The organism is Acinetobacter gandensis (assembly GCF_001678755.1).
Classification (GTDB): domain Bacteria; phylum Pseudomonadota; class Gammaproteobacteria; order Pseudomonadales; family Moraxellaceae; genus Acinetobacter; species Acinetobacter gandensis.
This window is the reverse complement of the sequence record NZ_LZDS01000015.1, coordinates 18,091-37,116: the sequence shown is the minus strand read 5'-3', so window position 1 is coordinate 37,116 and position 19,026 is coordinate 18,091. Positions and strand designations below refer to the sequence as shown.

General features: G+C 34.9%; 21 protein-coding genes and 1 pseudogene. 12 read left to right on the top strand and 10 right to left on the bottom strand.

The annotated features are described in order from the left end of the window. A pseudogene (locus tag A9J31_RS15575) lies at window positions 1-153 on the top strand (IS4-like element ISAba33 family transposase); the annotation flags it as partial. A 44-nt stretch (window positions 154-197) separates the two neighbouring features. On the opposite strand, the gene A9J31_RS06830 reads toward A9J31_RS15575, so the two are convergent. After that, the gene (locus A9J31_RS06830) at window positions 198-902 is read right to left on the bottom strand and encodes an IS6-like element IS1007 family transposase (RefSeq protein ID WP_001067794.1); all 705 of its coding nucleotides are present in this window, start codon (window positions 900-902) and stop codon (window positions 198-200) included. Window positions 903-1,057: 155 nt separating this feature from the next. On the opposite strand from A9J31_RS06830, the gene A9J31_RS06825 reads away from it, so the two are divergent. The 4 genes from A9J31_RS06825 (at window position 1,058) to A9J31_RS06810 (ending at window position 4,421) form a co-directional block, all read left to right on the top strand. Beyond that, window positions 1,058-1,639, top strand: a complete 582-nt coding sequence (locus tag A9J31_RS06825; RefSeq protein ID WP_015060268.1) for a LexA family protein — start codon at window positions 1,058-1,060, stop codon at window positions 1,637-1,639. Between the two features lie 24 nt (window positions 1,640-1,663). Then, the gene (locus A9J31_RS06820) at window positions 1,664-2,959 is read left to right on the top strand and encodes a Y-family DNA polymerase (protein WP_067763350.1); all 1,296 of its coding nucleotides are present in this window, start codon (window positions 1,664-1,666) and stop codon (window positions 2,957-2,959) included. 116 nt (window positions 2,960-3,075) lie between these two features. After that, complete coding sequence (locus A9J31_RS06815; protein ID WP_015060266.1) at window positions 3,076-3,414, top strand: DUF192 domain-containing protein; 339 nt, start codon at window positions 3,076-3,078, stop codon at window positions 3,412-3,414. 71 nt (window positions 3,415-3,485) lie between these two features. Then, window positions 3,486-4,421: a hypothetical protein gene (locus A9J31_RS06810; protein ID WP_015060265.1), complete on the top strand. Its 936-nt coding sequence runs from the start codon at window positions 3,486-3,488 to the stop codon at window positions 4,419-4,421. Between the two features lie 45 nt (window positions 4,422-4,466). Here the strand turns inward: A9J31_RS06810 and A9J31_RS06805 are convergent, their stop codons facing one another. From A9J31_RS06805 to A9J31_RS06765, 8 genes are all read right to left on the bottom strand, one after another. Beyond that, window positions 4,467-5,528: a relaxase/mobilization nuclease domain-containing protein gene (locus tag A9J31_RS06805; protein WP_015060264.1), complete on the bottom strand. Its 1,062-nt coding sequence runs from the start codon at window positions 5,526-5,528 to the stop codon at window positions 4,467-4,469. Then, window positions 5,528-6,187 carry a plasmid mobilization relaxosome protein MobC gene (locus A9J31_RS06800; protein WP_015060914.1) on the bottom strand — a complete coding sequence of 220 codons (660 nt, stop codon included), beginning with the start codon at window positions 6,185-6,187 and terminating at the stop codon, window positions 5,528-5,530. The genes A9J31_RS06805 and A9J31_RS06800 overlap by 1 nt, the downstream gene beginning before the upstream one ends. A 223-nt stretch (window positions 6,188-6,410) precedes the next feature. Further along, window positions 6,411-7,448, bottom strand: a complete 1,038-nt coding sequence (locus A9J31_RS06795) for a ParB/RepB/Spo0J family partition protein (RefSeq protein WP_015060262.1) — start codon at window positions 7,446-7,448, stop codon at window positions 6,411-6,413. Between the two features lie 3 nt (window positions 7,449-7,451). After that, the gene (locus A9J31_RS06790; RefSeq protein WP_005253313.1) at window positions 7,452-8,228 is read right to left on the bottom strand and encodes a ParA family protein; all 777 of its coding nucleotides are present in this window, start codon (window positions 8,226-8,228) and stop codon (window positions 7,452-7,454) included. A gap of 152 nt (window positions 8,229-8,380) precedes the next feature. Beyond that, window positions 8,381-8,761, bottom strand: coding sequence for a DUF6573 family protein (locus tag A9J31_RS06785; RefSeq protein WP_005253312.1), 381 nt, complete (start codon window positions 8,759-8,761; stop codon window positions 8,381-8,383). Window positions 8,762-9,123: 362 nt separating this feature from the next. Next, a complete protein-coding gene (locus A9J31_RS06775; protein ID WP_005253311.1) occupies window positions 9,124-9,438 on the bottom strand; it encodes a hypothetical protein in 315 nt (104 codons plus the stop codon). Between the two features lie 89 nt (window positions 9,439-9,527). Continuing rightward, window positions 9,528-10,046 carry a J domain-containing protein gene (locus A9J31_RS06770; RefSeq protein WP_015060261.1) on the bottom strand — a complete coding sequence of 173 codons (519 nt, stop codon included), beginning with the start codon at window positions 10,044-10,046 and terminating at the stop codon, window positions 9,528-9,530. Window positions 10,047-10,952: 906 nt separating this feature from the next. Then, complete coding sequence (locus A9J31_RS06765; RefSeq protein WP_015060260.1) at window positions 10,953-12,158, bottom strand: replication initiation protein; 1,206 nt, start codon at window positions 12,156-12,158, stop codon at window positions 10,953-10,955. A 1,188-nt stretch (window positions 12,159-13,346) separates the two neighbouring features. Here A9J31_RS06765 and A9J31_RS06760 point away from each other — a divergent pair. Together A9J31_RS06760 and A9J31_RS06755 are read left to right on the top strand one after the other, a co-directional pair. After that, window positions 13,347-13,619, top strand: a complete 273-nt coding sequence (locus A9J31_RS06760; RefSeq protein ID WP_067763346.1) for a hypothetical protein — start codon at window positions 13,347-13,349, stop codon at window positions 13,617-13,619. Between the two features lie 11 nt (window positions 13,620-13,630). Then, on the top strand, window positions 13,631-13,951 hold the full coding sequence (locus A9J31_RS06755) for a hypothetical protein (RefSeq protein WP_005248735.1): 321 nt from the start codon (window positions 13,631-13,633) through the stop codon (window positions 13,949-13,951). A 30-nt stretch (window positions 13,952-13,981) separates the two neighbouring features. Here A9J31_RS06755 and A9J31_RS06750 read toward each other — a convergent pair whose 3' ends face one another. Next, complete coding sequence (locus A9J31_RS06750) at window positions 13,982-14,242, bottom strand: hypothetical protein (RefSeq protein WP_067763344.1); 261 nt, start codon at window positions 14,240-14,242, stop codon at window positions 13,982-13,984. A 526-nt stretch (window positions 14,243-14,768) separates the two neighbouring features. Here A9J31_RS06750 and A9J31_RS06745 point away from each other — a divergent pair. The 5 genes from A9J31_RS06745 (at window position 14,769) to A9J31_RS06725 (ending at window position 19,026) form a co-directional block, all read left to right on the top strand. Beyond that, window positions 14,769-15,047, top strand: a complete 279-nt coding sequence (locus tag A9J31_RS06745) for a hypothetical protein (protein ID WP_005248732.1) — start codon at window positions 14,769-14,771, stop codon at window positions 15,045-15,047. Window positions 15,048-15,330: 283 nt separating this feature from the next. Then, on the top strand, window positions 15,331-17,583 hold the full coding sequence (gene topA / locus A9J31_RS06740; RefSeq protein WP_015060259.1) for a type I DNA topoisomerase: 2,253 nt from the start codon (window positions 15,331-15,333) through the stop codon (window positions 17,581-17,583). Next, complete coding sequence (locus A9J31_RS06735; protein WP_067763342.1) at window positions 17,583-18,260, top strand: lytic transglycosylase domain-containing protein; 678 nt, start codon at window positions 17,583-17,585, stop codon at window positions 18,258-18,260. The genes topA and A9J31_RS06735 overlap by 1 nt, the downstream gene beginning before the upstream one ends. Before the next feature lie 134 nt (window positions 18,261-18,394). Continuing rightward, entirely contained in the window at window positions 18,395-18,700 is a 306-nt protein-coding gene (locus A9J31_RS06730; protein ID WP_004644768.1) for a TrbC/VirB2 family protein, read from the top strand. Beyond that, window positions 18,700-19,026, top strand: coding sequence for a VirB3 family type IV secretion system protein (locus A9J31_RS06725; protein ID WP_005407440.1), 327 nt, complete (start codon window positions 18,700-18,702; stop codon window positions 19,024-19,026). The genes A9J31_RS06730 and A9J31_RS06725 overlap by 1 nt, the downstream gene beginning before the upstream one ends.

The following is a 19,026-nucleotide window of genomic DNA, read 5'->3' as shown; positions in this document are numbered from 1 at the left end:
GTGAAACTATATATAAGTGCACTACAGTTAGAAAATGGAGAGCTTTTACTCGTCGTTTCTCCTCAGTTTAATGCCAATGCTATTCAGGATTATGCATTACGCTGGGAAATTGAAACCTTATTCAGTTGTCTCAAAGGACGCGGGTTGGCACTGTTGCAAATAGGGATCTGAGTCGATGATTTTCCCTTCAAAAAAGCTTAGAGACCGAAAACTCTATTTACTAGCCAAACTTCTCCTAGAATATTACCGTTATAAAATAATGAAGCTTGTCCTTTGCGTAGAGCACGCATAACCTCAATACCTTTAATTGTGGCATAAGCCGTTTTCATAGACTTGAATCCCAACGTAGCCTTGATGATCCGTTTGAGCTTGCCATGATCACATTCAATCACGTTATTCTTGTATTTAATCTGTCGATGCTCCAGGTCTTCAGGACACTTTCCTTCCTGTTTTAGTCGCGACAAAGCACGGCCATAGGTATGAGCCTTATCAGTGTTTATGACTCGTGGAATCTGCCATTTTTTGACATGATTCAAAATCTTACCAAGAAAACAATAAGCTGAATGGGTATTTCGTCTAGCAGAAAGATAGAAATCAAGAGTATGGCCACGTTGGTCAACTGCACGGTATAGATATGCCCATTTGCCATTCACTTTTACGTAAGTTTCATCCAGATGCCATAAATGTCGATCTGTAGGATTACGCCAATACCAACGTAAACGTTTTTCCATTTCTGGAGCATAACGCTGAACCCAGCGATAAATCGTGGTGTGATCGACATTCACACCACGTTCGGCCAACATTTCCTGAAGTTCACGATAGCTGATGCCATATTTACAATACCAACGAACAGCCCAAAGAATGATTTCACCTTGAAAGTGCCGACCGTGGAAGGGATTCATCTGCTGTATCTCGAAATAAATAAGATATTTAGCTTATCATGTCAGCCTATTTGCAACAGTGCCAGAAAATCTTATACCTTTCATCATTATTTAATTGTCTATCTTGTAGGCTAAGTATTATTATTTGATTTTGTCACAAAATCAAATGGGCTTTTATGAATGCGAATACAAAAGGTGGTTATAGGAAAGGTTCAGGAAGAAAGGCAATTTATAATGAACCAACTAAGACTATGCGTGTACCAGAATCGCGTATTGTAGAGATTAAAAATTTCTTAGCGGGCAATAAAAAGCCTACTTTCAATGATGTGGCTTCTATTACCTTAATTAATCCTACAACATTTAAACGTATTCCTTTGGCTTCTGAAAAAGTAGCTGCTGGTTTCCCCTCTCCCGCACAGGATTATATTGATAAAACTTTAGATATGAATGAACACCTTGTGAAAAATGAAGCTGCAACATTTGTTGTCAAAGTTGCTTCTCTTTCCATGCGTGACGCAGGCATTGAAATTGATGATGAGCTTCTAGTGGATCGTAGTCTTGAAGCTAAACACGAAGATATTGTTATTGCCTTAATTGACAATGATTTCACCGTTAAGCGATTAATGGTTGAAGGTGATAAGTGTTGGCTTAAAGCTGAAAATCCAGATTATGACGATATTCACCTTAATGATTGCCAAGAATTATTAATATGGGGTGTCGTGACCTTTGTCATTAAGCCATTTAGGAAACATAAATAATCTAATCCTATTGGTCTAATCTACATGGAAAATCAAAATAAGATCTTTGCTTTGGTAGACATTAATAACTGTTATGTAAGTTGTGAACGTGTCTTTAATCCAAGCCTGAATAATAAACCAGTAATCGTATTATCTAATAATGACGGTTGTGCTGTGGCTCGTTCACAGGAAGCTAAAAATTTAGGTATAAAGATGGGTGTACCTCTTTTTCAGCTCAAGGATCTTGTAGAGCAACATAACATCACAGTTCTTTCGAGTAATTATGCTCTATATGCGGAAATGTCCCGCAGATTTATAAAAGTCCTATCTGAATTTGTTACACCTCAAGAACAAGAAATTTATTCTATTGATGAATGTTTTTTAGATTTAACTGCCTATGCTTCAAATTATGATTTAACTGCCTATGCTCATTTAATTCTAGATCGGCTCTTACGTTGGCTAGGTTTGCCGGCCTGTATTGGAATTGGACGGACTAAAACAGAAGCAAAAATGGCTAATCATATCGCTAAAAAGAATAGTTATTTAAAAGGTGTATGTAACCTTGTCTCAATGGACTATTGTTCAATTGAAGGCTTGTATCAAACCATTGAAGTTAGTGAAGTATGGGGTATTGGAAGAAAGCATACTAAAAAGCTGAATAGCCTAAGCATTAATACAGTTTTAGATTTTGTTTGCACTTCACCCTCAATGATTAAAGATCAATTCTCTATAGTCATGCACAGAACATCATTAGAATTACAGGGAATTTCTTGCATTGAAATTGAGCAAAACCCAAAATCAAAAAAACAAATAATTGCAAGCCGTTCCTTTGGCCAAAAAGTTTATAGCCGTGAGGATCTTAAAGAAGCAATTACTCTTTATGTCCTGGATGCAGTAAGTCGTTTAAGAAGTGAAAACTTACTATGTGGCTGTATTATTTGTTTTGTTCAATCTAATCCATTCGATAGTTCTGAACCTTTTTATAATAAATCTGTGTCTTACGCTTTACCAGATTCATCAGACAATAGCTTATTACTTTCTAAAATTGCTACATCAATGATTGATCAGCTATATCAGAAGAATATTGGATTCAAAAAATGTGGAGTGATCCTCACTTGTCTTGAACCTAAAGCTACTCATATTTATGACCTGTTCACGGACATGGATAAAGTAGAATCAAGTAATAAACTTATGGATTCACTAGATGATATACAAAATAAATTTGGTAAGAGCAAAATAGGATTAGGTGCCAGTATGCTACCTGATAGAAATTGGAATATGTCACGTAATAAGCTGTCTCCCAATTACTTTAAATGGGATCAACTTATGAGTGTTAAATAATTAGTCATGACTAAGACAATTTTTTTTCATGTGACTTGCCACCTGGCTAAAAGGAATAACAGGAATTGAAATTAAAATATGCAGCGTTTATAGCTCTTTTAATAGTAGTGTCTGTTATGGCCTTTAAACAGGTTTACAACCCTTACTTTGATCAAGATAAAGAAGTAAAGACGTTTAGCTTTAACGGAAAAAAATTAACAGCTCTGTACCTATATAGGGAACATGATCAAGAAATAGGTTTTAAAGAAAATCCCTCATTAAAGCCGTTAGTCTTTACGTGGAACAAGCCGATTTATACCTGTTTTAATATGGTCAATGTACCTTATGACTTAGAGATATTTTTCTTTAATGCAGATAAAAAAATTATTGGGTCGGCTGTAATGGAAAAATTTTCCCAAAAGCAGTACTGCCCCAAAGAAAAGATTCAATTTGCATTAGAAAGAATAAAAACTTAGATTTTTCAATCTAGTCTTTAATATCTTTAAAATTGTTTGAATAGTAACTATATGGATAAAGAGTATAAAATATGTCTTTAATGTCGATACTGAAATCTTCAGATCCTAAGTGCAAAGAAGTAAAAGAAATTATAAAAAGTGTCGCACCCCAAAAAAAAGATTTCAAAACTTACAGTGGTATTCCTCCTTTTACTAATTATGAAGTTATGAGTGAACATAAATTAACGAGTAGTTATGATTCAGGCTTGGTTGGTACAGCATTTGACTACTTATCTAAAATAATTTGTGCGTACTACACGAATACTGAATTGAGTGCTAAGGAATTTGAGCAGCCTAAAATTATCAGCTTTCTAGAGGAAACTAAAAACAAAAGCATTTTGGTATTGTATAAAAAAATTCAAAATCACATAGATTTTCTACTGGCTAATAAATCAAACGATTTAGAACTAAATGAAGAATTTATTGGTGGAATTATTCTTTTGGCTAAATTAGAAAATCTATGGCGATCTGGATTTCTACCAGTAGCAACAAAGAAAGACATACTAAAACCAACGGAGAAAGTGGTTTATGAAGATATATCTTCCCTAGTCAAAAATTTTGATAATGTATTCATTAAGAATGGTCTTATTAAGCCTGATAGTCTGATCACATACAATCCCAGATATTCTGCAAATATCCGTGTTGCACTAGGTGGGATAGATGCAGATATTTGTATTGATGAAACACTATATGACTATAAAAGTACAAAAAATCATGGATTTATGATTAAAGACAGTATGCAGATCACATCGTATTACTTATTCTATTTAATGGATCGAATTATGTCGTCAACAGTGCAGATGCAACGACACAGAATAGAACGAATTGCATTATATAAAGCTAGGTTTGGCCAAATTGAATATTTTGATGTTAAGCATATACCTGAAAAAGATTTAAAATATGCAATTTCTGAGCTTAATAGGATGTTTAAATTAGGTATGCCCACTCAGAAAATTAAGGATTTTTAAAGGGCACTAAAGCACAGTATTGCGCCTTATCCTTCCCTTATATTATTAACGGTCTTGCTCTTTCCCCTTGTTCTTTCCGTGTTGAAGATCTAGCTTATTAGGTTGAATCTGTGGCTGTGGCACTGGTTTTTTAACTTCTACCTTTTTCCGTAAATAGTCCACTAGATCAACTGCTAGTTTTCTATCTTGCGGATCTGGTGACTGTGATAGAGCTTTAGTAATTTCCTTGTAATGCGTCAATGCTTCTTTTTCTTGCTGTTTAGCTTTCTGGACACGTTCTGGACTGGCCTTATTTTTACCATATCGCTTAAACGATTTGCCCTGCTCTTTCATTTGTTTAACTGACTGCTTATCACTTCTATTTTTTTGAAGCCTAGCTATACGTTTTGTCGCATTCGCTTCAATCCCTCTGGATCTTAATTTTTCAGCAAAACTTTCTCGCCATTCCTGAAGGTCAGCCTTCCTAATATTTAACCGATCACCTTTTTCAGAAACAGCTTTAACAACAACATGCACATGCGGGTTTTCACTTGGATCTTTTGAAGGGTCATTGGTAAAGGTATGCTGCACCATCATATATTTATGGTCTTTAAAATGTTCCTCTGCAAATTCTTTTGCAGCATCATAAACGCCTTTTTCATCCGTACCTTTCGGCATAGATAATACAATATTAAAAGCCTGCTTATATTTAGATTCTTCATCAGAAATAGGTGTACCTGACATTTGCCAATCTTCAGCAGTATCTTCTATATCATCCTTACCATTAACTTTATTTCCGTCCTGATCAATTCCCTCTAATTGTCCATTCCGAGTGATATATCCCATGTGAGCTTTCACCTTACCCATAGAATTACCTCCACCAGTAACCTTGACCATTACTTCAGGGGTCTTTTTACTAATTCTATCTAAAGTTGCTTTAACGCTATTTGGAGATGATTTAGCTGAATGGCCAGATCCATTTTTAGGCTTAGACAGGTCATTTAAAAAAGTATCTAAACTTTGGGTCTGATTAACACGCCTAACTTTAGATCCATTAAGTAGCTGCTCACCATGAGCAAGCAAGGTGCTTTGCACTTCTCTGGTAGTCTTACTGCTTCCGTTAGCCATTATTCCCACCTCTTTTTATTGCGCTCTAATAGAGTGAAAACATGCCTAACTTGAGCTTTTACTAGCTGATGGACTCGCTCGACAAATTCTCTATCGTAAGATTCATAAATACCCTGATTCATATTCTTAGCCATTTGGTTTAGGTTTCTACCAATCGCCAAAAGCTGACTATTTGATTCACCAAGTTTAAGAGCTTCTTCCTGGCTAAAGAATATTGAATCTTTTGTGACATTAGCTGTTAAAACCGAAATGATATATTGATTGGGTTTCATGCCGATCTGTGCTGCTTTTTCATTAATGGCTTTCATCAAACTTGGTTTAAGCCGTAATTCTTTGCGTGATGTTTTTTCAAATACATCTATAACGTCTTGCGTTTTTTCTATTTCAGATAACTTTTCCTTGATCATTTTTTTTATCAGGTCGTCTGGATCTACTTCTTCAAACTTAGCTAAATGATAGATTTTTTCGGCTAAGTCCTTTTCAAGATTCAAGGAAAAATCTTGTCCTGAATATTCTGGATCATTCTCTTTTTGATAAGAAAGTTCTAACGCTTTTTGGAAAGGTGCGCCTTTCTTAATTCCCTGTTTTTCACACTTTGCTTCCCACCAATCAAGCACTGCCCGATCAACTCTGAAAAAGATTTTATTGTCTTTAGTCATGATTAATTCCATAAGCAAAGTAATATTTTGCTTATCCCATTCTATCAACTGGGTGACAAAATGGCAATTTTAACGGCTACTGCCTATCCTGCCCTAGATTATATATCTTCTTTTTTTCCCTCTTTTCTCCTTAGTCATGACTAAGGGTAATCAAGCTAGGTGGTCGGGAAAACCCGCCCAAAAAAAGACCTTGCATTAGCAAGGTCTTTTTCCATTGGTAGGTTTAGGCTTCTTGTAAATACTCGATTTCAAGGCTGCTGCAATCTACGGATACCTCTGTTCCATCTTCGTATTTGATCCATGCAAAACCCAAAGAAGAAGGCTTTTTATTAAGCATCAGGTTCGCTTGTCTGCCGTCATGAATAACAACTAAAAGCGGTTTTTTGATTTTGTCTGGATCTTCTTCTTTAGCTTCTGGCTGCTCTTTCTGGTTCGATTGATCCATCAGTTTTTTAACTTCAAGTTCTTCAGTCGCTTCAGCTTGATCATTCCCATTAAAATTGAAAGATTCATTATCATCAATAATAGCGGTTTGCTCTTGGCTTTCTTGCGCCTGTGGTTCTGATTCTGGATCTGCTTCAGTCGCTTCAGCTTGCTTAGGTTCTTTTAACTTTTTAGATAGAGCCTGTACTTTCGATCTGATAATGTCTTGACCATTCTCTAAAGATTCATCCACCCAAGCGTTTACTTCTTCAGGGAATGATTCCCAAAGTTTGCGTAAGTCATACAAAGTCTTTGGAGATTTAAAACCTGCATCATAAGCCTTAGATAAGCACTCTGGCATATCCACTAAAGCTAGGTGAGTAGAAATAAAAACAGGATCTTCATTTAACTTTTTAGCGATTACGTTTTTCTTCTCGCCTTGCTTAATTTTCTTTTGGATGAAAAGTGCAAGCTCAATAGGTGAATGGTTAAGGCGTTCTTTATTCTCCATGACCTGATCATAATCATCATGATCATTATCAACAAAAGCAGGGATAGTTTCCTTGCCAGCCATCACTGAAGCTCTAAAACGTCTAGCTCCATAATTGATGATCCACTTGCCTTGTTCTGTTGGGTGGGGTTTAACACTAATAGGTGTTTTAACTCCACGAGCCTTGATTGATTCGACCATTTTTTGCATCTGATCTTCTGGAAATTCGACACGCGGCTGATCTGGATCTTCAAGAATATCTGTAAGTGGAATCTGTTTAGGTGTTCCGTCTGCTACTGGTGCAGGATTACCTAGATCAATACCTTCCAAAGCTGATAAATCTAACATTCCTTAAATCTCCATAAACTTGTTAATGCTTTCAAAAACTGTTTTTAATTCAGCCCATGCGGTAAAACCGCTAGTTTTACCCAATTTATTTGTTGGTATGCCTTGCGCTTGGGCTTCAGCGATTGCAGTCGTTTTTTTAACGAAAGCATAGCTACCGTCTGAGTTTTTGATCAGGTACTTTGAAAAATGCTGAACAATAGCTTTTAGGTTGTCTTTCTGGAATGGAGTTGGTTCAACAATATTCGGAAGGATGCCGATTAATTTTAAATTTGGGTTTAGCTTTTGATTAATTGCTTGGATCTGCTTCAGTAATCCACCAATGCCGTCAATAGCTTCCTGATTCAACTGAATTGGACTTAGAACATAGTCACTAACAATCAATGAAGCCACTTGGCGAATGTCGGGATTTGGATTGGTATCAATCAGGCAAACATCAAATAAAGAATCAACTGATTTTAAAAACTTCTGGTAATTGGTGGCAAAGCTATTATGCAAAGTGCCATTTTTTTCAATAGCTGTTAATTCTGGTGTTGCTTGTACCAAAGTAAAGCCTTCAGGATTTGAAATAGTTTGATCTTCTTTAGTCAGCATGTCGAAAGCAGATACATTAGCTACAGTCACAGCCCCGCCAGTAATCAAGGCTTTTGTAGTGTTTTTCTGGTGGTCTAGATCAATGACTAATACACGTAAGCCCAAAGAATTCAAATAGTGTGCATACTGGCAAATGATTGCAGATTTCCCCACACCGCCCTTTTGATTTGAAGCAACAACTTTTTTCATATTTCACCTAGTTTAATGGCTTATTAAGGGTCGCCCTATTGCGTCCTTATGCTGTATATTCTAACGTCCACCTGTGGACATTGCAAGCATTTTCTTAGTCATGACTAAGTTTTTTATCATAAAAAAATCCTCCCATAAAGGGAGGACGTAAATTAAAAATCTTCAGGATAACCAATTGTTATGACTGGTTCTCCTTGATCTCCACCATGTACGTGCAATTCTAAAATATGATTTCTCTTGCGACCTGCGCCTGTGATAATCACTGTAAAACGTACCGCACTAGGGCTTAGGGGTGTCTTATATGCTCGGCTCATCCATAAAATGTCATGAATAACGCCCTCTAAGTCATTAAGCCATTTTTCATTTTTTACAGCCTTATCAACTACCGCCCAAAGCGCAGAAGTGAAGCAGATAGGATGCTTATAATGTTCTTTTGCAAGTCCATCTAATTTAGGACTAAGAGAATTGATTGCAACTAGAAAACCTTCTTCAATGGCTTGCTGACGTGTGTAAACTGAAATGTATTGTTCCATGATTTTTAACCTGTTTTATTTCAGGTCGCCCGATGCGTCCTGATAAAATCATTATATCAGTCCACCTGTGGACTTTCAAGCAAAAGCTTAGTCATGACTAATTTTTTATAGGGAAAATTGAGTAGAAAAATATCTGTTTTAATACCTGGCTAAACTGCTTTTCAGATGTTCTTATTTGCGATTCTTAGGCTTCTGACAGCCTTTTTTATATATGAAGTTAGTTTATCCCAGCACAAACCTAAACAGGCCAAAATGAGCGTATATAAAGCAGAACAGATAGACAATTTTTTATGTTTTTTAGACAAGCTAAAAACCAAAAAAATTGCCCCCAATAAAAAACCTCCCATTATGGGAGGTTTGCCTTAAACAGCTAAGTTATAAGTGATTCTATAATCTTCAAAATAACCGTTTTCATTGTTGCCCCTTCTGATTCTTTCAATATGAGTAACATTGTGGGCTACTCGGCAATTCATCATGATTTTTTCAATTTCTTGGAATAGTGTTTTTTCATCAAAGATTGGAAACCAGATATTATAGTTAGATCCAGTTAAAACCTCATGACCGCAAAAATGAACCAGTTTACCTGTAGGATAGTTTGTAAATATTGCTACTACTGAAGCTCGCATAATTAATACCTGTTTTATTTCAGGTCGCCCGATGCGTCCTGATAAAATCATTATATCAGTCCACCTGTGGACATTCAATAGAAATCTTAGTCATGACTAAGAATATTGATAAAAAAAGCCCCCTTTCGGGGACTTCTTCATTAAGCTGTTAAAAGCTGTCTTTCTTCTGTCATTCTTGTTTTTTTAACTTTCTGGCTGCCGTGTAACTCTCGCATTTGATCTAAAGTCATTCTGCCCCGACCATTGGATTTTTTACCAATGAACACCCATTTACATTGCACTCGATTCCAGACAAAACCCGCTTCTTTTAATTTTTCTTTGTGCTGCTTAGTGTCGCCAGAAACCCAAACCCAAACGCCAATAATTTCAATATCTAAACCATCCAGATTGATAATTGCATCAATAGCCTGTTTTACTTTTTTCTCAACTTCAGAATGTTCTGAACGGCTTGACCAGAAACCACGACCATTTTCGGAACTGTCTTGATACTGATCTTTTGATGCTTCATTAATAATACGATTTAAAAGCTGTTCATATTCGCTGTTAATTTCCTGCATTACTTCGGTTTTACCGCCACGATCAGGATGATTTTTAAAAGCTAGTTTTTTGTACTGAAGTTTTAACTCGTCTAATGATGTAACTGATGAAAAATGTTTCATGTTTAAATACCTGTTTTATTTCAGGTCGCCCGATGCGTCCTGATAAAATCATTATATCAGTCCACCTGTGGACTTTCAAGCAAAAACTTAGTCATGACTAATTTTTTTAATGATAAAAATATATAAAAAATAGGTAGTTAATTATTTTGTCTGGTCTGCTTTTATAATGCTTATATTTTCAATTCTTAGGCTGCTGACAGCCTTTTTTCACCTTATGTCTAATACCCCACACCAACCCCAAAAACACGCTAAAATGAGCTTAAAGGACGCAAGATGAAAAATTGTTTCCCCCTTAGTCATGACTAAGGAAAATGATGCACTAGATCCCATGAAGATATATCAGAGCAAAGTGTCTACTTTGCGAACTATGGAAAAAGCAAAACCTTCCCTCCCTGATTACCGTTGATTTTCAAGCGAGCTTTAAAAAGCTGTGCTTTTTAAATAGCGACCGTAGAAAATAAACTGCTCCCCTTTGATCTAAAATGGGATACCTAAAGCCAGCCCGCATGGGTGGCGACCAGATAGCATAGAAAACTAAAAAATTTAGGGGTAGGTAAGGCAAAAACTAAATACTTAAAACTTATCAAACTAAATTTATTGACAAAATATTACAGGTTTGGCCAAATTTTGGGAAACATTAAGATTAAGTTATTGTTTTTATTATATGGGTGTAAATTAATATTCTAAAAAAATGGTAAAATATTCCACTTAGGCTAAACATACATATTTAGTCATGACTAAGGTATTAACTGGCTAATTATTAAATTTTACTATTTGGATGCGAACAGAAAAGATAATTTTTATATAGATTAATAAGAGTTTTTGAAGGTTTTAAATTGAACCACCATATTGTCTTAAATTAGCGAAGTCTGTTTAAGATAATATGGTGGGTATGCTTTTTAGATATTAATCCTGATAGTCTGTGTCCTGATCGTCCTTCTTATCATTATTGCTATTAGTAATAATCCCTCGTTTTGCCTGTAACCAGAAGTAATAATCCATATCTATCGGCTTATGAGCATTAAGCTTATCTAACTTTTCAGTTAATAGAGTTCTCATGATTACCTTAGAAGTATCCTCGTCTAAATTACCTAAGAAATATCCATAATCTAGTAAAAATTCTTTGCAATTTACTAAGGTGCTGATTTGCTTTGGAGATACTTTTACTGGTTGTTTGAAATGCTTAATACGATCAGGTGCTTTAAAGTGTGATCCATCATCACTAAATGGAATTGCAGCAGCCAGATAGCCCTTTTTCATTTTATCTATAAATTTGATGTGTCCTTGCTCTTTATATTCAGTTTTCAAGTTAAAAATGAACTTAATAGCAACTACTTCCTTTCCATTTTTTACGTTCTCAAAACTGACATTAATATTACTAAGTTCGTTAATTTCATCCTGAGCTACATTCAAAACACGGCTTTTAAAATTGGCCAACTCTTTATATTTATCCTCACATTCAAGCATCCATCTTAATTCTTCCAGATCAATAGTGACCTCTGATGTACGCCACATATAGCTCATTAAGATCCTATACAAACGAAGGGAATAGCTCGAATTAAATAAGATAATATGCTTCAGTTCATGGCTACTAAATGACTTAGTTTTTTCATCTACTTTCTTAACTAGATCATAGAAATATTCAAAAAATTCTTTTGCAAATCTGACCTTAATACATTTAGTTGCTTTGTCATAATGGCAATAAGTCATCATCGGAACTTTAGCAGGTTCGTCAGATTCCCCATCTTTAACCAACATAGTTGGGTTATCAAATTTTGTATAAATACGTTTTAAAGCAGTTTCAGCATTTCTCTGAATTTCACGTTTATCTGTTGCTGTAAGCACTTCCTTTCTAGCCATTGGGGAAGTCAATTCTCCAAAGTTTTCGCTACTCACATAAATGAAGTCGTCATGAGTAATTGAGGTCTTATTTTGAAGCTCATTCTTTCTTACGATGATCATTGCACAGTACATAAGCTTCTCAAGATTGAGATCAATGCTATATCTGGCAGTAGGAAAATCATTGCGGGTCACAACTAAATCGGTCAATTTTGCCCTTGTATTTGATTGTGTATAGTCCTCTAAGCCTTGTGAGCCAATAATTTTCTGCATTTTTTTGTAAATCCGTTATTCCTCTTGAAATCATTATAACTATACAAGTATATTTATCAAGTATGGTTATTAACTAAGATTATAAGATATTGTTTTTAAAATATATATTTATTAAAAATCAGTAAAATTACTTTATACCCCTGTAGTAGTATAAAAAAAATAAATGTTTTTCCTTTTTAGGTATTTTGTTTTATTTCAATTAGTTACGATGCGACAAAACGTATGGCTATTTTTAACACAAAAACCAGATAAAAAATATTCAATTTTGAATATTTATAACTATTATATAAATATCAATTACTTACGATGCGACAAAACGTATAGTTATGATTTTAAGCCTATACAAATATCTTTTTTAGCACCAAAAAATAAAAATCGTTCTTTAATATAATTATTCATATAAAACAATAACTTATTAGATTTGCAAGAATCTAGTTAATTCCTGAAAAATATATATAATCGTATCCAGTACGCATAATCGCAGGTTTGCGACAAAACGTATAGTTATGCGGGGAAGTTGCGACAAAACGTATAGTTTTGAGAGTGCAGCATGGATTAAGGCTAAAAAATACGCAAAAATATAATAAGTTAGAGCTAAACACCTAACTAATTACTGATTTTTAAGAAAAATTTAGCCATTTTTTGTATTCTGTTGATAAGCTTGTGGATTATTTACGACAAAACGTATAGATATGTGACAAAACGTATAGTTGTAGCGACAAAACGTATAGTTGTAGCGACAAAACGTATAGTTATAGCGACAAAACGTATAGTTATAGCGACAAAACGTATAGTTATAGGCTTGCAAACTTATGTTTTACAAAAAGAAATTAAGGCTCTTAAACTGTACTAAACAATCCTAAACTTTATCTAAACTCTTTTTAAACCTGATTCTAGTTTTTTTTAAAAAGTTTTTAGAAATGTTTAGAAGATTATTAAAGTGATATTTACATGACAAAAAGGGAAGGGATCTAAAAAAAATATGAGCTTTGATATATACAAACTTTTTACAAAAGTTTTAAATATTTCATTAAAGCTTTAAACTTTTTGATATATATTAAAAGCGTTTAAAAATAATTGTTGTTTTTGTGTCTTTTACACACAGTTACACTTCAGTTACATTTTTAAATTAATTATATTTTGTAAGAATCCGTACTTCACTTTTAAAAAACTAGGGATCTTGCAGAAATGGCTTTAACGATGAATGACTTGAAAACAGTCAATGACTTCAACGCCAATAACTATGGTGTTGAAATTGGTATGAACGAACAGTTCCAATATTTTGTGACTGTTAAAGTAAATGATGTTGATCACGTCATTCATACCGCATCAGGAAAAATTCGATTCACACGGAATTTACCCTTCTTGATTCAAGAGATTTATTCAATGTGCAGCAATGCCAAAACAATATCTCTAAACTTTGAAGGCAAGTTATTCGTACTGGAAAACTCATCTAAATAGAGTGACTACTTGTGTATAAAAAATTTATTTTAGGTTTAACTTTAGCTAGTGCATCTGCCTTAGTTGCAGCTAAAGATGAAAATTATGGCTGTCGTGCTTTTATGTGCTTTGCTGGCGGTCTTAATGTTTCTGAATGTCAGTCTACAATTAGTGACGTAAAAAAAGATCTGGCTAAAGGTAAAGGCTTTCCTCACTGTTCATTCGTCAGCAGTAATCAAGATGGATCTGTTGGAGGGGGAGAAGGACAACCTAAAATTTCATCTTATACACATAATAAAAGAGTTTATCTTTATGTAGATGACAAGTTAGTCACTACAGTTAAAAAGTCCTAAGTTTTTGCAAGAAAAAAAAGCCTGATTAAATCAGGCTTTTTTTTCTTGCAATTGTTTATAGAAAATTCTTAAAACTTCTTTGACTGCTACACTTTTTCCTTGTTTTTCCCCGCCATAAATATCTTTTAAATATTCTAAGGCTTCCAATGCTTCAACATCTTCAGGAACATCCATATTGAAATAAACTGATAGTGGAGTTTTGGTAGTAGGCTTTTTTCTATATCTTTTTCTGCGATCTAATACCTTTCCTTCTGTTTCTGCTTCTGTTTCTGTTCCTAGTTCTTCAGTCATAACTTATCCAATTTAATAAATGTCCACAGGTGGATATTAAGTCCTTTTCAAATAATTTACTACTTATATCGAGTCGCCATTTATGAGGAGTAGCATTGCAATAGTATGTTTTAACGTGAGGTTATAACCCTTTTAATAACCTCATGCTATGTACTATTTAAATCCCGCTACTAAATCAAATGGGAGCAGTTTATTTTCTGCGGTCGCCATTTAAAAAGCACAGCTTTTTAAAGCTCGCTTGAAAATCAACGGTAATCAGGGAAGGGTAAATTTAACTGATTGCGCCAGTTCGCAAAGTAGACACTTTGCTCTGATATGTCTGCTATGGATCTGGATTAGATAGGTAATATAGATGCCTGGATAAACGCTGCAGCTTTTATCCAAGCATCGAGGTTTTTAGTCATGACTAAAGCAGAATTTAGCTAAAATATTTAAAATTTCTTTAAATTATTTAAAAAACTTTACCAAGATTACCTAAATTGATCATAATGCACCTTTGTTATGGGTGCTTTAAAAGGTTTTATGGATGACTGATTTTATAAATATTGATCCTGATTTTTCTATTTCAGAGGTGGTGCTAGAGGAATCTAATAAACAAGGATTTATTAAAGAGTTAATTATTAATGAATTTGAGGGTGGATTTTTTATCACAGCAAAACTGGCATGGTCAGGCCAAAAGGTTTGGACTTTAACAACAAGACGAGAAAAAGATAAAGCTAGGATCTTTAAGGATCTGACTAGGCTTAATGATTTCTTGAAAGAAAAAATTTATACAGAAGAAGTAAAAATAATAAGAATCAAGTAAAAAAATACAAAAGCCATTTCCAATATGGTATATTTTGGATTATATTCTTTAAAGCTCTAAGATGGGATTTAAGAAAATGGCTATAAGTTTAAATAAATATGGAAATTTTTTAAAATTTTTTCTAGTTATTTCATGTGTTTATCTTGTGTGCTTCATGCCACAAGATGCACTGCTTTTAGAAATCCTTATAGATTTCACTAAATTTCAAGTAGTTGCTTTCTTATATTCATCTTTTCTTTGTGGGCTTTCGAGTTTCCTAAATTTTACAATTTGGAAATAACCCATGAATCTTGTAATCGTTGAATCTCCTAACAAATGTTCAAAAATTGGAAGTTATTTAGGATCTGATTTTAAAGTTGTGGCCAGTGTTGGCCATGTTCGGGATCTACCAAGAAAAGGCTTAGGTATTGATATAGCCAATGATTTTGCAATGGAATATTCATTTATTCCTGATGCCAAAGTTAGTGACAGAACTTTTGACGGTGGCGAAAAACGTATTGAAAAAATAAAAGCCTTTTTGAATAAAGCAGACAAGATTTATTTAGCTACCGATCCAGACAGGGAAGGTGAAGCTATTTCATGGCATTTAAAAGAATGTTTAGGTCTGGAAGATGGTCAATTTGAACGAATAGAATTTAATGAGATTTCAGAAAAAGCTATTAAAGAAGCCATTAATAATGGGCGTGGTTTAGATTATCAGCTTGTATATGCTCAAGAAGCACGTAGGGCTTTAGATCGTCTGGTGGGCTATCTAGTTTCCCCTATTGCATCTGATCTTATGGGTCAGCCTTCATCTGCGGGGCGGGTACAATCTCCTGCTGTTTTAATCGTTGTCCTTAGAGAAATCGAAATCCAGAAATTCAAAGTTACTAACCACTTTGGCGTTAATTTGAGTTTTGATAAAGAGCCTAAAAAATGGATCTCGCAATGGGTTACAACAGATTTTGTAACTGAGGATCAGCCTTATGTTTTAGATAGTTCCTTAGCTGAAGAAGTTGCAAAAACTAAGAAAGTTAAAGTTTTAAACTGCACTGAAAAAACAGAGTATTCAAATGCTCCTTCTCCGTTCTCTACAGCCCTACTTTTACAAGCTGCTAGTGTAGCGTTAGGCTTTAGCCCTCAACAAACAACCAAAGCAGCACAGGCATTATTTGAACAGGGGGCAATTACTTACATTCGGACTGACGGCCTAAACATAGCTGATGAAAGTGTAGAAGAAATCTTTGCTTATGCTAATGAACATCAATTTTCTTTACCTGAAAAGCCTAATAAGTTTAAGGAAAAAGATGGGGCGCAAAATGCCCATGAAGCAATCCGACCTGTTCACATAATTGATAAAGATCTAGGAAAGTCACCAGAACAAAAAGCTTTATATCAATTGATTTGGGAACGTACTATTTCAAGTCAATTGGCCAAAGCTGAATATAAAGCCGTTACTTTGGAATTACTGTCTGAAGATGGGAAATATAAGTTCCATGCTAAAAGCCGTGAGTTAATAAAAAAAGGGTGGATGATTTTTGGTAAAGACTGCCTGAATGAAGATGAAAACGAGCCTTCAGGCGTGGTGCCTGTCTTAGAAGTTGGTTCTGTAGTTGATATTGAAAGCGGTGAAGTTATTGCAAAACAAACTAAGCCACCAAAACGCTATACAGAAGCTTCACTAATTAAAAAATTGGAAAGTTGCGGGATTGGTCGCCCTTCTACTTATTCATCAATCATGGCCAATATTCTGAATAAGGGCTTTCTGGAGGTAGAGAAGAAAGTCTTAAAACCAACTAAATTAGGGAATGATCTAATTGGTAGTCTGTTGAAAGCTAAGTTTAGCTTTCTGGATCTGCACTATTCAAAAGAGATGGAGTTGCAGCTAGATAAAATTGCATCTGGTGAAACTTCATATAATTCGGTTGTTTCTGCCTTATACACTCAACTTGCTCAAGAGCTAAGTACAGCTTCAAAACTTACAGCTATAAACGCAATACATTGTCCAAAGTGTAAAAGCCAGTTAAAGAAATTTAAGAATACTAAAACCAATCAATTTTTTTGGATTTGTAGCAGTGAGGACTGTAAGCACTCTATGGATGACGACAAGGGTAAACCAGTCGAAAAAGTTATTCATTCATGCCCTAAATGTAAAACAGGTCGCTTAAATAAATTCCAAAATTCGCAAACTAAAGAATTTTTCTGGATCTGCAATGATCAGGAATGTAAGCACTCTATGGACGACAAGAAAGGTCAGCCAGTAGAGAAAATCAAATATCCTTGCCCTAAATGCTCAACGCCATTATTCAGATCCAAAAAAGAAGGTAAAGATCCGATCTGGTTCTGTCCCAATCGGGAAACAGATTGCAAAGTCTTTTTGCCTGAAGTTAATAAAAAGCCACTTCTTGAAGTCTATTCATGTCCTCAATGTGCCAGTGATTTAAGACGGATCAATGGGGCAAATGGCTATTTTTGGGGGTGTACCAACTATAAAAATGGGTGCTCCGCTACTTATCCAGATCAAAAAGGTAAGCCAAAATTTGAGGTGAAAAAGTAATGATTGATTTCGTAGTTTTGGCACAACAATGTGCGCCACAAGTTGATGTGAATATTGCGTCTGCAATTGTTAATTCTGAATCCTCATTTAATCCTTTTGCGATAGGGGTTAATCGTGCCGCAGGTCTTAAAAAACAGCCGACTAGCTATGAAGAAGCTGTATCTATGGCCAAAAAATTAATTAGCCAGGGACGAAATATTGATGTTGGTTTTGCTCAAATTAATAGTGCTAATTTCAAAAGACTAAATCTTAGTGTCGAGCAAGTTTTTGATCCCTGCACCAATCTAAGCGCAATGCAATTTATCTTTAATGACTGCCGAAATAGGGCAAAAGGCAAAGATATTTATAAAGCTATGTCTTGCTATAACACTGGCAACCATTCATCAGGATTTAGAAATGGGTATGTAGCGAAAGTATCAAGAAATTTGAATTATTTTGCTAATGGTTCACTCAATACCATGCCTGTAAAATTCAATCCTCCCTCACCTCCTATGAATAGCTCGGAACAGCTTGCATATTTTGCTACTAATGCAGATATGCCTAACTCCAGTGGATATACCGAAAATACAGAACTTCAAAGCCTTCCAGTAGTGGAGAAACGGCCTTCATTTTTCTTAACTAACGGCACAGATTTTAAAGAAAAAGAAAAAAGTTTAAAATCTTCTATGATCTTTTAAAATATTTTCAAAAAGTTTAAAACTTAGTGTAATATATTAAATATACAGTACCAATGAACAATATTTTATTTTCCAAAAATATTGTTCTTGGTACTTAATGCGCTAGGTCTTAATTGCTTCACTTGGAGAAAATAATGAAAGCAAATCAAACGCAAATAACAACGACTAAAACGACTGGTATCAAAGCAAGCGTATTGATGTTGTTCATGACGTTAATCTCAAGCCCTGCTTTTGCTCAAATCTCAAAAGTTAATACGGTTATGGCTAATGTTCAGTCAGTCTTAGCGGGTGTGGCTGTAACTGTATTTACCATCACTATCATGTGGGCTGGCTTTAAATTGGCTTGGCAACAAGCGAAGTGGTCAGACATTTCTAACATCGTTATCGGGGGCATTTTGGTAGGTGGTGCTGCGGGTATCGCTGCTTGGCTGATTAACTAATGTCGAATTTTTCTGATCCAATTTTCAGGGGTTGCACTCGTCCTGCCATGCTTTTTGGCGTTCCAATGTTGCCTTTTTTGTTGGTGACGGGGGTAGCAATTCTTTTAGCGGGTTGGTCTTTTTATCTACTTAGTGCCTATGTGACTTTATTTATAGCAGCTATTTATGTGCCTATTTACTTCTGGATGCGGGCAATAACAAAAGTAGATGACCAACGATTAAAGCAAGTATTGATGCGGTGGCGCATAAGAGGGAAACAGATCCAGAACCATCAAAAATGGGGAGCAATCTCATTTTCGCCACTTAAATTAAAGAAAAGGAAATAA

Coding starts and splice junctions, on each gene's coding strand:
- A9J31_RS06725 (WP_005407440.1), top strand. CDS start 18,700: ATGTCGAATTTTTCTGATCCAATTTTCAGGGGTTGCACTCGTCCTGCC.
- A9J31_RS06815 (WP_015060266.1), top strand. CDS start 3,076: ATGGCCTTTAAACAGGTTTACAACCCTTACTTTGATCAAGATAAAGAA.
- A9J31_RS06760 (WP_067763346.1), top strand. CDS start 13,347: ATGGCTTTAACGATGAATGACTTGAAAACAGTCAATGACTTCAACGCC.
- A9J31_RS06730 (WP_004644768.1), top strand. CDS start 18,395: ATGAAAGCAAATCAAACGCAAATAACAACGACTAAAACGACTGGTATC.
- A9J31_RS06810 (WP_015060265.1), top strand. CDS start 3,486: ATGTCTTTAATGTCGATACTGAAATCTTCAGATCCTAAGTGCAAAGAA.
- A9J31_RS06735 (WP_067763342.1), top strand. CDS start 17,583: ATGATTGATTTCGTAGTTTTGGCACAACAATGTGCGCCACAAGTTGAT.
- A9J31_RS06795 (WP_015060262.1), bottom strand. CDS start 7,448: ATGTTAGATTTATCAGCTTTGGAAGGTATTGATCTAGGTAATCCTGCA.
- A9J31_RS06785 (WP_005253312.1), bottom strand. CDS start 8,761: ATGGAACAATACATTTCAGTTTACACACGTCAGCAAGCCATTGAAGAA.
- topA (WP_015060259.1), top strand. CDS start 15,331: ATGAATCTTGTAATCGTTGAATCTCCTAACAAATGTTCAAAAATTGGA.
- A9J31_RS06745 (WP_005248732.1), top strand. CDS start 14,769: ATGACTGATTTTATAAATATTGATCCTGATTTTTCTATTTCAGAGGTG.
- A9J31_RS06750 (WP_067763344.1), bottom strand. CDS start 14,242: ATGACTGAAGAACTAGGAACAGAAACAGAAGCAGAAACAGAAGGAAAG.
- A9J31_RS06765 (WP_015060260.1), bottom strand. CDS start 12,158: ATGCAGAAAATTATTGGCTCACAAGGCTTAGAGGACTATACACAATCA.
- A9J31_RS06775 (WP_005253311.1), bottom strand. CDS start 9,438: ATGATTTTATCAGGACGCATCGGGCGACCTGAAATAAAACAGGTATTA.
- A9J31_RS06770 (WP_015060261.1), bottom strand. CDS start 10,046: ATGAAACATTTTTCATCAGTTACATCATTAGACGAGTTAAAACTTCAG.
- A9J31_RS06820 (WP_067763350.1), top strand. CDS start 1,664: ATGGAAAATCAAAATAAGATCTTTGCTTTGGTAGACATTAATAACTGT.
- A9J31_RS06825 (WP_015060268.1), top strand. CDS start 1,058: ATGAATGCGAATACAAAAGGTGGTTATAGGAAAGGTTCAGGAAGAAAG.
- A9J31_RS06805 (WP_015060264.1), bottom strand. CDS start 5,528: ATGGCTAACGGAAGCAGTAAGACTACCAGAGAAGTGCAAAGCACCTTG.
- A9J31_RS06830 (WP_001067794.1), bottom strand. CDS start 902: ATGAATCCCTTCCACGGTCGGCACTTTCAAGGTGAAATCATTCTTTGG.
- A9J31_RS06800 (WP_015060914.1), bottom strand. CDS start 6,187: ATGACTAAAGACAATAAAATCTTTTTCAGAGTTGATCGGGCAGTGCTT.
- A9J31_RS06790 (WP_005253313.1), bottom strand. CDS start 8,228: ATGAAAAAAGTTGTTGCTTCAAATCAAAAGGGCGGTGTGGGGAAATCT.